We start from the raw sequence: 13,445 nt of genomic DNA on the forward strand, positions 1-13,445 counted from the left end.
GGCCTGAATGATGGACAACCTGAAAACATGGCAGGACCGGGTATTTTATCAGGTGTATTTACCCTCGTTCTGCGACGGTAACGCTGACGGATTAGGCGATTTCCTGGGGCTGGTTTCTAAACTGGATTATCTGGCTGAGCTGGGCATTGGCGGCATCTGGATCACCCCCTTTTATCCCTCTCCGCTGGTGGATAATGGTTACGACATCAGTGATCACTGCGCCGTCGATCCGCGCTTTGGCACAGTAGACCTTTTCGATGAACTGATTGCGGCCTGTCATCAGCGCGATATCTTGCTGGTCATCGACGTGGTGATTAACCACGTTTCGGACCAGCATCCGTGGTTTCAGGCGGCGCTCCGTCAGCCGGACAGTCCGTTCCGTGACTTCTTTTTCTTTCGTGAGCAAACCAACAACTGGACCTCTTTCTTTGGCGGTTCAGCCTGGACGCAGGAACCCGGCGGGACGGCCAGTTACTACCATAAATTCTCGCCTCAACAGGTATGCCTGAACTGGTCCAATCCCGCCGTTGAGCATGAGATCCAAAAAATCTTCGATTTCTGGATAGCGCGCGGCGTCGACGGCTTCCGGTTTGACGTGATTAATTTTCTGACCACTGACGGTATCGGGGAAGATCATCCACCCGTTGAGGCAGGCGCAGAGCCCCCTCATGATAAAGATATCAATCAGCCCGGTGTGCTCAGCGTGGTGAATCGCCTGTGTCGCCATATCCGTGCGCAAGGTGAATTCCTGCTGATTGGCGAAGTGGGCAGTGATGAATTACCGGCAATGGCACCTTATCAGGGCACAGAGTTGCTGGACGTGGTGTTCAATTTCAACCTTGGCAGCCAGAAACGCTTCGATATTGCAGCGATCTTCGCCGAAATACAGGCAATGGAAAACACACTCTCCGGTTTACCGACACTGTTTTTCTCCAGCCATGATATGTCACGCATGATCAGCCGTTTCGGTGAATCACCCCGCGATATTCCCCGCGCTGTAGCCGTTTTTGCCCTGCAAATGACCGCCCGGGGTTTGCCTTTTATCTTCCAGGGAGAAGAAATCGGCATGACCGATTTTGTCCCGCAGAATTTGCAACAGATGCGGGATATTCAGGGAATCACGCACTATCACACCGCTATTTCACAGGGCATGCATGAGGAGCAAGCGCTTACTTATGCATTACCTTTCTGCCGCGATGCCTCTCGTTTACCTGTCCCGTGGACGCCAGCCGATGCTCGTGAAAGCCAGATTAACGTCGAAAATGAGAGTAAGTGCTCACAATCAATTTTGACCCGTTATAAGCAGCTGATCCACATAAGAAATACACACCCTTCCCTTCAGCGTGGCCACTATCAGTACCTCACGCTGTTTAAGCAATGCCTGATTTTCCGCCGCCAGCTGGGTGTGGAATGTCTGGAAGTGATGATCAATTTCGGTCCGCCTGTCGTCAACGTGGGCTATGCCGACGGCAATTCAGTCTTGTTTGGCACGGATGAACCGCTGCTGGAAAAAAACCAAATTCTTATCAAAAAGGTAAACCATGAAAATGCTCAGAAGTGAAAAAAATCCGCTGTTAGCACCTGCTGACGTTGCACCTTCCCAGCCCGGCTGGAAGGTCGATTGTGTTTTTAACGCAGGCGTATGTTCGTATCAGGGTGAAACCCTGCTGTTGCTTCGTGTCGCGGAAAGCGTGATCTCAACGGATGCTAATTGTCTGGAAGTACCGCTTCTGGTGAACCAGCAAAACGTCTGGCGGGCGGGCACGAAACGTTTTCGACGTGACGACCCGGCCTATGATTTCAGCGACCCGAGAATGATTGCGCTGAAAGCTGACCCTTCAGTGATCTGGCTGACCTCCATGTCGCATCTGCGGTTAGCGCGTAGTCAGAATGGCGAAGATTTTAGTGTTGATGCACAGCCCTTTTTGACCGCTGATACGCAATACGAACAATTTGGCTGTGAAGATCCGCGAATTACGCTGATCGATGGCGTTTACTACATCAACTATTCGGCCATTTCGCCGTATGGCATTTCCACCGCGCTGGCGACGACCACCGATTTTGTCACGGTAGAAAAACAAGGCGTGATTTTCTGCCCCGATAACCGCGATGTCTGCTTCTTCCCGGAAAAAATTAACGGCAAATATCAGGCGCTGACCCGTCCTTCACCCAAACATTTTGGTAAGCCGGAGATCTGGATGTGTGAATCACCGGACATGCTGCACTGGGGCAATCATCGCCATTTACTCGGCAGTGCTTCCGGCGACTGGGATGCGCTGAAGCTGGGTGGTGGCGCACCGCTGATGAAAACGACGCGCGGCTGGTTGCAGATTTATCACGGCGTGGATAAAGACCAGCGTTATTGCCTCGGCGCGATGCTGCTCGATCTGAATAATCCGTCCAACATCCTCTCCAGGTCTCCAGTGCCGCTGCTACAGCCTGAAGCGATATATGAGAAAGAAGGATTCTTTGGCAACGTGGTGTTCACCTGCGGCGCATTGCTGGAACAGGATTTGCTGAAAATTTACTACGGCGCGGCCGATGAATGTATCGGGCTGGCGACAATGCCGCTCGATGCCTTATGGGCGCATCTCGGATTACCGCTGTGAGCAGGGTTGAAACATTACTCCGGCAATTTCGTACTCTGAAATTGCCGGTACCCGCCGGAGAAAAAATCCAGTTCTCCGGCGCAGGAGACGACGATGTTTATAACCTGACCGCTCCGTTTCAGTGCGGTGATACTTCGGTCATTGCGGCCCGTGTCGAGCCCAGAAACTCCGAGTTATCACAGGTAAAATTTTTTGCATTTGATGGCGTCCGCAAGTGCGAATTACTGCCCGACGCGCCGGTCTTCGCTCTACAGGATCCGTTTTTTGCCCGGATCGGCGGGGAGTTTATTTTTGGCGGGGTGAGTGTTGAACCGGCGGATGACACCAGCGGGAGACTGCGCTGGAAAACCGTGCTGTACCGGGGGACCGATTTGTATTCCCTGCGCCCATTTTTTATCGGGCCTGAGGGCATGAAAGACATCCGTCCGGTGGGTTTACCGGACGGAAAAATATTACTGTTTACCCGTCCGCAGGGTGAAACCGGCGGACGGGGTACCATCGGCTATATTCTGCTGGATTCACTGGAGGCTCTGACCCTGGGCAAGATAGCTCAGGCGACATTGTTGCAGGGACAGGTCGCCGCCGAAGAATGGTGCGGCGTGAACGCAGCTTATGTTCTGGATGGCCACCAGATCGGTGTGCTGGGACATATCGCCCGTTTCGATGCGCAGGGGCACCGGAACTATTACGCCTGCTCGTTCATTTTCAACTACCAGACGTATCACCGGACAGCGCTGAAAATCATCGCTGAACGCAACCAGTTCAAACCCGGAGCCGCCAAACGTGCTGATCTTGAAGACGTTATTTTCCCCGGCGGCCTTTGCATTACTGAGTCATCCGTGCCCCGGTTATATTGCGGAACCAGTGACTGTGAAGCGCAATGGATTGGAATTAATAATCCTTTCCTATAACGGAATAAGATAATTTACGGGTGAATTTCACTAAATCACTTATCAGCACGACTCCGAAATAAATTCACCCGCCCTCAATACCATTAAAAAATTTGATTTATTTGTCGCCACGAAACATCATATTAAAATCTGTATCAAAACATTACTCCATTAATTATCCATGGGATAAATTTGTCTTGTGTAAATATTCATTCCTTAAATATATTCTGCCCATTTTAATGGCTGGCATCATTACATCCGGCGTTGCGGCCCCCCTGAATCCGGCAGACCGTGACCTGATCCGTCAGGAGCAACAGGAATTATTAAGGCAAAGCCAGCAACAACGTGATGATCTACAACGCAGTTTTTCTCCCGTTTCACCCATCGAATCACACATAGAAGAAAATAATGGTCCCTGCTTTTACATTCATAAAATATATATAAATAACGCAACACTTCTTTCTGATAAAAAACAACGCGAGATTAATAAACCTCATCTTAACCAATGTATCGGGATGAACGGAATTGCGGAGATAACCCGTCAAATCTCTGACTGGTATATTCACCAGGGATATATAACCAGCCGGGCTTTTATCACCGAACAGGATTTATCTCAGGGTGAATTACATATTTCGGTACTGGAAGGACGTCTTGAGAAAATTACCCTCGAAGGCATGTCAGCGCCACAATTAAGAATGGCTTTCCCGGGACTGAAAGGCGGCATTCTTAACCTGCGTGACATCGAACAGGGTATGGAGCAAATCAACCGGTTGCGCAACGATCCGGTGCAAATAGAGATCCTTCCGGGCAAGAAATCAGGCTATTCCATTGTCAATCTCACCGCCTCGCCGGAATTCCCCCTCAGTTTCTCACTTAACTTTGATAACAGCGGGCAGAAAAGTACCGGTACCGGGCAATCTGGCGGCTCACTGACGGCCAATAATGTGCTGGGTATTGCGGATAAATGGTTCGTCAGCGGCGGGCGCAGCAGCGATTTTTCATCTACGCATGACGCACAAAATGTTCAGGCCGGGCTAAGCATTCCCTACGGTTATAACCTGTTTGATTACAGCTATAGCTGGAGCAACTACCTCAGCACCATTGACAACAATGGCTTTGGCTGGGCATCGACCGGCGACAGCATCAGCCACCGTTTTACCACCTCGCGGGTGTTATTCCGCGATGGCGATATCAAAACCGGTGCCTCCATCGGACTGACACATCAGATCAGCAATAACTATCTCAATGATGTGTTGCTCGACAGCAGCAGTCGCAAGCTGACCAGCCTGCTGTTTGGCCTCAACCACACGCAAAAAATCTTCGGTGGCGTCGCAACTTTCAACCCCACTTTCAGCCATGGCGTGTCCTGGCTGGGTGCGGAAGACGATAACGGCAAAAATGATGATTTGCCGAAAGCCGGATTTAAAAAATGGAGCCTGAACGGCAGCTTTCAGTTGCCGGTGGCTGAAGATTTATGGTGGCTGACCAGCGTCTACGGTCAGTGGTCGCCGGACAGGCTATATGGCAGCGAGCGTCTGACCATCGGTGGCGAAAGCTCGGTACGCGGCTTTAAAGAGCAATATCTTTCCGGCGATAACGGCGGCTACTGGCGTAACGAGCTGAACTACAGACTGTTCACATTGCCGCTTATCGGCCAGGTCAGCAGCGTGGTCGCACTCGACGGTGGCTGGCTGCAAAAAGATAATAAAGACCCGTGGGCGTCCGGCACGTTGTGGGGAGCCGCTGTCGGGCTTTCTACCACAAATCGTCACTACTCCAGCCAGTTTACCGTGGGTACACCGTTGCAATATCCGGACTGGTTAGCGCCTGACCACCTCAGCATTTATTACCGCATCGCGTTTGTGATTTAAGGGAAAACGATTATGGATAATCATCAACAACCAATGTGTTTTGCTCAACGCATACTGAGTTATTTGATCTGTGGCTTGCTGGCAGGACAACCTGTTTTGCCGGTGTTTGCCGCACCGGCGCCTGCAAATAGTGCTACAGGTATCGATAAGGCCGGAAACGGTGTGCCGGTAGTGAATATCGCCACACCTAACGGAGCGGGGATTTCCCATAACCAGTTTCAAAATTACAACGTCGGTAAAGAGGGGCTGATCCTCAATAATGCCACCGGCCAGCTAAACCAGACGCAGTTAGGCGGGCTGATTCAGAACAACCCCAACCTGAAAGCAGGCCAGGAAGCGCGCGGCATTATTAACGAAGTGACGGGCGCGAACCGTTCACAACTGAACGGTTACACAGAAGTCGCAGGAAAAGCGGCCAACGTGATGGTTGCTAACCCGTATGGCATCACCTGTAACGGCTGCGGGTTTATCAATACACCGAACGCCACGCTCACCACGGGTAAACCGGTGTTCGATGCGAGTGGCAACTTACAATCCCTTGATGTCAAAAAAGGTTCCATCACCGTTGAAGGCCAGGGGTTGAATGCCAGCCAGTCGGATGCGTTGTCAATCATCTCGCGGGCCACCGAAGTGAATGCACAAATTCATGCTAACGCGCTGAATGTTATCGCCGGCGCTAACCGCGTGGATAAAAATGGCCGCGTAACGGCGATGGCCGGTGAAGGCGCAGCACCCGTGGTGGCGGTGGATACCGGCGCGCTCGGCGGCATGTACGCCAGTCGTATCCGCCTGATTTCCAGCGATAAAGGCGTGGGAGTTAACCTTGGCAACCTGAACGCCCGTCAGGGGGATATCACGCTGGATGCCAGCGGCAAACTCACCGTGCAAAACAGCCTTGCCAGCGGCAGCCTGAATGCCAGAGGGGAAAGCGTTACGCTGAGCGGTGAACATAAAGCCAGTGGCAGTATGAATGTCAGCGGGCAGGACATTGCACTTAACAACGGCACCTTTGCCAGCGACAACAATATCGCCCTTAACAGCGATGGCAAACTGACGTTAAGCAACAGCCGTTTGACTGCCGGAAACGACCTCAATCTCAACGCACAAGATTTAACACAGGATGGCCGCAGCAGCATCAATACGGCGCGTGATATTTCAGCACAGGTGGCGGGAACGATAACAAATCAGGGCCAGCTGATAGCCGGTAATAACGCCGCCATAAGCAGTGGTTCCCTGTCCAACAGCGGTAAAATTGCTGCCAAAGGCACTACCTCGATAAGTGCCGTAAAAACACTGAGCAACGCAGCAGGCGGTGAAATTCTTTCTGATGAAGCGCTGGTTGTGTCTGCGGAAGATATCCGGCAAAACGGGACCTTATCAGGCAAAAAATCACTGGCGATAGAGAGCCGCTCACTGACCGCCGCAAAAGGTTCGCTTTCGACCAGTCTGGGCAATGTTTCACTGAAAACCCGTGAAGCAAATCTGGGCGGGGATGTTATCGCCCACGGCGATCTTAGGGTGCAGGCGAATAAACTGACCAGCCAGCGTGACGCGCAGCTCCAGTCTGATGGTACGCTCACGCTGACAGCCACGGATGCCACGCTTTATGGCACTCAGGTGGCACAGGGTGCACTCACGCTTACGGCACAGAATCTGATTCACGGCGGCGTAACCACTGCGGCGAATCTCACGGTAAACAGCGGGCACTTTAATAACCTGAGTGAGGGTTTGTTTTTAAGTCAGGGGCATCTGGATATCAGCGGGAATACCGTTCTCAATGCCGGACAGGTAATGGGGAACAGCCTGTCACTGACGTCCGCTACATTCAGTAATGATGGCCTGTGGCAAGGAACTTCTGCGCTGCACATGACGGCAGATGAACTGCGCACAGGCAGCGCCAGCCGCACGCTGACGGCAGGCTCACTGACCCTGGATTCGGGTTTACTCAATACCGCAGGCACCCTGCAGGGGCAAAATGTTGTTATCACCGCCCGTGACTGGACGAACACAGGTTCCCTGCTTGGGACGGATAAACTGGATGTTTCGCTTGCCAGCACACTGAGTAACGACGGTGACATCTTAAGCCAGGGCAACGCCAGCCTTGCCGCGCAAAACATCGCTAATCAGGGCTCGCTGCTGAGTGACGCAGATCTCACCCTGACGGGAGAGTCGCTTGATAACCGTGGCGCATTGCAGGGCAATAATCTGGTGATAAACGGCGCGTCGCTAAATAACAATGGCGACATCATCGGCGTCAACGGACTGGTAGTGGCGCTGACCGGAGCATTTATTCAGCAACAGGACAAAACGCTGTTAACAGGCGGAGCCCTGAGACTGAACGCGGCGACGGTCAATAATGCCGGGCAAATTCAGGGTACGGATATTGCACTGATCAGCGATTCTGTCGACAACAGCGGGCGTATTCAGGGGAACAATGACCTCGCATTCACCGGTAATCTGACCAACCGCGCTGCCGGTATTGTCCTGAGCCAGAACACCCTGAATCTCACCACGCCAAATCTCGTGAACTACGGCCTGATTCAGGGCGGCGGCACGACACGTATTGATGCCTCAGCGTCCGCACGTAACGACGGTAAAATCCTCTCCGGCGGTGAACTCACGTTTAACACGGCGAGCCTGACCAACAATAACTGGCTACAGGCCACATCTGTATTGCTGAATGCCGCTGCAATCGATAACTCAGGGACGGTGTTTAGCACCTCGAATCTGGCGGTTCATGCCGACCGGATTGAACACAGGGCCGCAGGTAAACTTTACAGCGGCGGTAACTTACTGCTGACCAGCGGCGTTTTCGAACAGTTGGGTCAGGTGGTTGCGCTGGGTAATTTAACCCTGAAATTAACCGGTGCTTTTACGGGTAAAAACGTGCTGGCGGCAGGCACCGTGCTGGATATCACCAGCAATGGCACGATAAACAATCAGGGCGTGATGCAAGGCCAGGCGGTGAATCTGACTACCGGAACGACGCTCACTAATAACGGACAAATCACCACCGGCAGCGGTGCAAGCATCCTCTCCGCAGGCAGTATTTCGATGAACACCACAGGCACATTACAGGCCGGTGGCGACGTGGTACTGAACAGCCGTGAGAATATTACGGTGGCCGGTTTTATCGGCACCGCGGGCTCACTGACCCTCAATGCCGCCAGCAGTATTCTCAATACCGCCCTGCTGTATGCGGGCAACAATATGTATCTGCTGGCCAATACCATCCGCAATAACCACGGCGATATTCTGGCCGGTAACAGCCTGTGGATGCAGCGCGATATGGCGGGCAATGCGAACGCCGAAGTGGTGAATACTTCGGGGAATATCGAGACAGTGAATGGGGATATTACGATAAATACCGGGCATTTAGTGAATGAGCGGGAAGGATTAGTTGCTCATGTCACCGAAGAAACAGATTTAGCCGGACAATACTCATGGCTTACGTCGATTGATGCAGATGTCCCGCTAAGCTATCTGGATAGTATCAATTACGATTATGGCTACTACCGCGCAGATACTGGCTGTGGTAATGGTTGTGCCGGGGCATATTGGTCTCGTCCTGCCCCTTATAGCAACAGCGCTGAATTACAGTTTGCCGTTTCCCGTTCACAGGTCATTGTCGAGAGCAATGGTTCACCCGTTGCGCATATCTCTTCTGGCCGCGATCTTCTGCTCCATGCGGATGTACTGGAGAATAATGCCAGTCATATTTTAGCGACTAACAATGCCATTCTTAGTGGTAATACGCTTAATAACCAGTCATGGATAGAAAGCATTGAAACTCATTATTTGTCATATGCTTATGGTGGAAGTGAGTACGCAACGGAGTCCAGCATAACCTCTCAGAACGGCACTGGGGGCATGAATTCAATCTATTTTGTCACTACAGGGGATATCCGAACAGAGAGTACTGACGGTGATATATTCCGCTCCGTCATCCAGGCTGGCGGCAACGTCATTGCCAATTTTACCCAGGACATCAGCAACACCACCACCACGGCGAATGCCGGGGGCACCAGCAACATCATCACTGCCCCGACGCTAAATACACTCAGCCAGCCTGATGGCGTTCAGCAGCAAGATCTCGCCAACGCAGATAGCGCGGACATCACCTCGCCGCAATGGTACGAGAGTCTCACCGATGCGGTTGCTCACATCGCCGGGGGCAACAGCTTGTATCCTCTGCCGTCGGATAATAACGGCTATTTTGTCCCTTCAACCGATGCGAACAGCCCGTATCTGATCACCACGAACCCGAAACTCGACGGGCTGGGGCAACTCGATCAAAGCCTGTTTGGCGACCTGTACGCATTAATGGGGATCCAACCCGGTACGGCTCCGCGTGAAACTAACAGCCAGTACACCGACCAGAATAAATTCCTCGGTTCGGCGTACTTCCTCGACAAACTTAACCTGCATCCGGAATACGATTATCGCTTCCTCGGTGATGCGGCATTCGATACGCGCTACGTCAGCAACTTTATGATCAACCAGACCGGCAGCCGCTATATCAGCGGCCTCGGTTCTGATCTCGAGCAGATGCAATACCTGATGGATAACGCGGCAGGTGCGCAGCAGTCGCTTGGACTGGCCTTTGGTGTAGCGCTGACGGCTACGCAAATCGCCGCGCTCGACAGCAGTATCTTGTGGTGGGAATCCGCCAGCATCAACGGCCAGACGGTAATGGTGCCAAAAGTGTATCTGTCACCAAAAGACGTGACGGTGAATAACGGCAGCGTGATTGCTGGCAATAATGTCGGACTTTCAGGCGGCAGTGTCACCAATAGCGGCAGCACCCTCGCCGCAAACAAAAACCTGTTTATCGGTAGTCAGAGCAGCATCAGCAACCTGAATGCTGGCCTGATGCAGGCAGGCAGTGCACTACAACTGGGCGCGCTGGGCGATATCAACAACATTGGATCCGCGATATCTGGCAAAACCGTCCAGCTTGAGAGCACAGGCGGCAGCATTAATAACATCACGCAAACCGAACAATGGCAGGCAGGCGGAACGGGCAGGCGCGGCGAGTCTGTCAGCTTCAGCGAGACACAAAGCGGCCCGATGGCGGGGATCATGGCTCAGGACGACATGATCCTGAGAGCCGGACAAGATATCAATATTACCGGCGCACTTGTGGCAGCAGGCGACGATCTGCTGATGCTGGCAGGCAATGATCTGAACCTGAATGCCATAGAAACCAGTCAGAGTGCCAGTCGTGGCAAAAGTGAAACCCACAGCACTGACAACGCCCGCACGACGATAACCGCAGGCGGCGATCTGACGCTGGTTGCCGGGCAGGATATCAACAGCCGGGCCGCAGGACTCGCCGCAGAAGGTGACGTGGCGATGCAGGCCGGTCGCGATGTGAATCTGATGGCGATAGAAACCACCGACGGCAGCAGCTACAAAGCGAAGAAAAAGGTCGAAATCAACGAATCGGTACGCCAGGACAGCACTGAAATCGTCAGCGGCGGCAACACCACAATCGTTGCCGGACGTGACGTCAACAGCAAAGCGGCACAGGTAATTGCCAGCGGCGATATCGGTATTGGCGCAGGCCGTGACATTAACCTCGAAACCGCCACTGAAAGTGATTACCACTTCAAAGAAGAAACCAAAACTAAAAAAGGGTTCATGAAAAAAACCACCACGCACACGGTGGAGGAAGACAGCGCAACCCGTGAAGCAGGCACCCTGCTCAGCGGCGATAACGTAACCCTCGTCGCCGGAAATGATTTGCTGGTGAAAGGCTCAGCGGTGGTCGGCGACGGCAATGTCAGCCTGAATGCGGGCAACAATATCGACATCGTGGCGGCGACCAACACCGACTCGACATACCGTCTCAAAGAGAAGAAAAAGAGCGGCATGTTCAGCGGCGGCGGCATTGGCGTCACCATTGGTACCAGTAAATCACGCTATGAAACGAACGATGAAGGTACCACGCAGAGCCAGAGTTTCAGCACCGTCGGCTCGACGGGCGGCAACGTCAGCATTAACGCCGGTGCCCAGGCCCATATCGGTGGCGCAGATATTATCGCCGGGAAGGATTTACGCATTAAAGGCGACAGCGTGCTGATTGAACCGGGCCGCGATGCGCGCACCCACGATGAATCGTTCGAGCAGAAACAGAGCGGGCTGGCGATTGCCCTTTCGGGTGCGGCAGGCAGTGCGGTAAACAGCGCAGTCACGACGGCGCAGTCGGTGAGTGATGAAAGTGACGACCGGCTCGCGGCGCTGAAAATCGCACAAGGCGTGATGAGCGGCGTATCGACCGGTCAGGCGATGGAGGTGGCGCAGGCTACCACCGGCGATGCTTCCACGGCGTTTGGTATCAGCGCCTCGCTGGGCACGCAGTCGTCCAAATCGGAGAGCCACAGCGGACAGAACACGGCCACGGGCAGCACGCTGACGGCGGGTGATAACCTGTCAATAACCGCGACGGGCGGCGATATCACGGCCATCGGCAGCCAGATTAAAGCCGGGCTGGACGTGGCGCTGAACGCGGCAGACGACATCAATCTGATTTCCTCGCAGAACACACAGTGGCTGGAAGGAGAAAACAGCAGCAGCGGCGGCGCAATAGGAATGGGCATCGGCATGGGCAAGGACGGTGCCGGAATTAACATCTCCGCCAGCGGCAACGCCTCCAGGGGCAGCGAGTCGGGCAACGGCACGCAGCATAACGAAACCACCATCGACGCAGGCAACCGCATCAGCATTAACAGCGGCGACGACACCACGATGGCCGGTGCACAGGTGAGCGGCAACAGCGTGGTAGCGGATATCGGCGGCGACCTGACCATCAGCAGCCTGCAGGACAGCGATTATTACGACAGCAGCCAGAAGAGCATCAGCGGTGGTGCCAGCTTCTCCTTCGGCACCATGACCGGTTCGGGCGGCATCAGTGCCGCTAATGACAAAATGGACAGCGACTACAACTCGGTCACTGAACAGTCCGGTATTTTTGCCGGTGACGGCGGCTTTGATATCACGGTGGGCGGGCATACGCAGCTCGATGGCGCGGTGATTGCCAGCACAGGTTCGGCGGATAAAAACAGCCTCGACACCGGTACGTTAGGCTTCAGCGACATCGGTAATAAAGCGGAATACAGCACCGAACATCAGGGCGCAGGCATCAGCACCGGCGGGACTGTTGCCGAGAACTTTATCGGCAATATGGCGAACGGCGTACTGGTGGGTGCAGGCGGTGAAGGTGAGGCATCCGGCACCACCAAAGCGGCGATTTCAGCAGGTACCATCAACATCCGCGATACCGAAAACCAGCAGCAGGGCGTGGCTGATTTAAGCCGTGAAGTGGAACATGCCAACCGCAGCATCAGCCCTATCTTTGATAAAGAGAAAGAGCAGAAGCGGCTGGAAATCGCGCAGGCGCTGGGGGACGCAGGCAGTCAGGCGGCAGATATTGCACGGACGGCGGGCGAGATTAAAGGGCTGGAAAAAGCGAAAGCCGCGCATCCGGAACTGAGTGGCAAAGACCTGCTGGAGACAAAAGAGTACAAAGATACCCAGAAACAGTACGGTACCGGAAGTGATATCCAGCAAGGTATCAGCGCAGCCACTATGGCGCTTCAGGGGCTGGCGGGCGGCGATATGACTGCGGCACTGGCAGGCGGTGCGGCACCGTATCTGGCGGAGCAAATCAAGAAACAGGTCGGCGAAGATAACGTTGCCGCTAATGCCATCGCCCATGCGATTGTCGGCGGTGTCATCGCAGAGCTTCAGGGGCGTGACGCCGCAGCGGGTGCAGCAGGCGCGGCCACCGGTGAGCTAATCGCACAGGTGCTTTATCCGGGCGTGAAACGCGAAGATCTGACGGAGAACGAAAAGCAGAAAATCGTGGCGCTGAGTACGTTAGCTGCGGGTCTGGCGGGTGGAATTGCAGGTGATGATACGGCGGGTATTATTGCTGGGGCGCAGGGTGGGAAGAATGCAACGGAATACAATCACTTTAATCTTCCCTCAGGGATGATGGATTATATTGATACAGCAGGCTCATGGAATCAGTTTGCGGTAGATAATAATCTCTCGCCCGAGCAGACACAGGC

The 13,445-nt window shown here is 53.7% G+C and carries 5 protein-coding genes; all 5 read left to right on the forward strand.

The features are described 5' to 3' along the window. The first annotated feature begins 10 nt into the window (after positions 1-10). The gene (locus tag AC1DUO_RS18215) at positions 11-1,561 is read left to right on the forward strand and encodes an alpha-amylase family glycosyl hydrolase (RefSeq protein ID WP_112197616.1); all 1,551 of its coding nucleotides are present in this window, start codon (positions 11-13) and stop codon (positions 1,559-1,561) included. Further along, a complete protein-coding gene (locus AC1DUO_RS18220) occupies positions 1,548-2,609 on the forward strand; it encodes a glycoside hydrolase family 130 protein (protein WP_112197615.1) in 1,062 nt (353 codons plus the stop codon). The genes AC1DUO_RS18215 and AC1DUO_RS18220 overlap by 14 nt, the downstream gene beginning before the upstream one ends. Further along, positions 2,606-3,520: a DUF1861 family protein gene (locus tag AC1DUO_RS18225; RefSeq protein WP_119262177.1), complete on the forward strand. Its 915-nt coding sequence runs from the start codon at positions 2,606-2,608 to the stop codon at positions 3,518-3,520. Before AC1DUO_RS18220 ends, AC1DUO_RS18225 begins: the two co-directional genes overlap by 4 nt. 218 nt (positions 3,521-3,738) lie before the next feature. After that, the gene (locus tag AC1DUO_RS18230; RefSeq protein ID WP_162906085.1) at positions 3,739-5,370 is read left to right on the forward strand and encodes a ShlB/FhaC/HecB family hemolysin secretion/activation protein; all 1,632 of its coding nucleotides are present in this window, start codon (positions 3,739-3,741) and stop codon (positions 5,368-5,370) included. 12 nt (positions 5,371-5,382) lie between these two features. Continuing rightward, positions 5,383-13,445: hemagglutinin repeat-containing protein (locus AC1DUO_RS18235; RefSeq protein ID WP_477988212.1), on the forward strand; the 8,063-nt coding region annotated here is incomplete at its 3' end.

It is taken from the genome of Rahnella sp. P4_A8, from assembly GCF_056402435.1.